Source organism: Palleronia pelagia, assembly GCF_900110115.1.
GTDB lineage: Bacteria > Pseudomonadota > Alphaproteobacteria > Rhodobacterales > Rhodobacteraceae > Palleronia > Palleronia pelagia.
The window spans coordinates 1-1227 of sequence record NZ_FOCM01000025.1 but is presented as its reverse complement, the minus strand read 5'-3'; the positions used below and the strand labels follow the sequence as shown (position 1 = coordinate 1227).

Genomic DNA, 1227 nt, shown 5'->3' with positions numbered 1-1227 from the left:
GTGACCTGAGACCCGTTTCCTCCTCCAGTTTGAGGTAGAGTCCGTCCCAACCAAGGAGACGGACGGCATGAAGAGATCACGGTTCACCGAGGAGCAGATCATCGCGATCCTGAAGCAGCAGGAGAGCGGCGTTTCGACGGCGGACGTGTGCCGCGAGCATGGGATCAGCTCGGCGACGTTCTACAAATGGAAGGCCAAGTTTGGGGGGCTGGAGGTGTCGGACGCCCGACGGCTCAAGGCGCTCGAAGATGAGAACGCGAAGCTCAAGAAGCTGCTGGCCGAGCAGATGCTGGACAACGCGATCCTGAAGGATGTCGCGTCGCGAAAGTGGTAGCGCCCGCGGCCAGGCGGGAGGCCGTGGCCCATGTCTGTGAGACGCATGACGTGAGCCAGCGGCGGGCGTGTTCTGTTCTGGGCATCGACCGGTCGAGCATTCGGTATCGCAGCGTTCGCGAGGACGATGCTGAGTTGCGTCAGGCGATGAAGCAGGTCGCTGCGGAGCGCCGGCGGTTCGGCTATCGGCGCGTGCACGTGATGCTCGAACGCCAAGGCTGGCAGGTGAACCAGAAGAAGCTGAGGCGGCTCTATCGCGAGGAGAAGTTGCAGGTGAGGAAGCGCGGCGGACGGAAACGGGCTCTGGGGACGCGCCGGCCGATGCTTGTGCCGGAGCGGCCAAATGAGCGCTGGAGCCTGGACTTCGTCTCGGACGCCTTCACCGACGGCCGCAGGTTCCGCGTGCTGGCCATCGTGGACGACTTCAGCCGTGAGTGCCTTGCTCTGGTGGCTGACACGTCGCTCTCAGGGCTGCGTGTCACGCGGGAGTTGGCGGCGATCATGGCGCAGCGCGGACGACCGAGAACGATTGTCAGCGACAACGGCACGGAACTAACCGGCATGGCTGTTCTGAGATGGTGCCAGGAGACCCGGATCGATTGGCACTACATCGCGCCCGGAAAGCCCATGCAGAATGCCTTCGTTGAGAGTTTCAACGGCAGCTTCCGGGACGAGCTATTGAACGAAACCCTGTTCACGTCGCTGGCCGAAGCCCGCGCGACAATCATCGCATGGAAGGAGGACTACAACCACAACAGACCCCACTCGTCCCTCGGCAATCTCACGCCGCAGGAATTTGCCATGAAATCGAGACTGGAAACCAGGGCCGCATGAGGCCAGAAATCAACCGACGGATTCTCCAAAAGGCTGGAGGGAAGTCGGGTCTCAGGTCAG

1 protein-coding gene is annotated in these 1227 nt (G+C 62.3%); it reads left to right on the top strand.

Translation table 11 applies throughout. The features are described 5' to 3' along the window. Positions 1–67: 67 nt before the first annotated feature. Positions 68–1167 (top strand): IS3 family transposase gene (locus BMX96_RS19065; protein WP_091846921.1). Its coding sequence is split into 2 segments (ribosomal slippage): positions 68–329 and positions 329–1167, totalling 1101 coding nucleotides; the frame shifts between segments, so codons are not numbered across the junction. Positions 1168–1227: the final 60 nt, after the last annotated feature.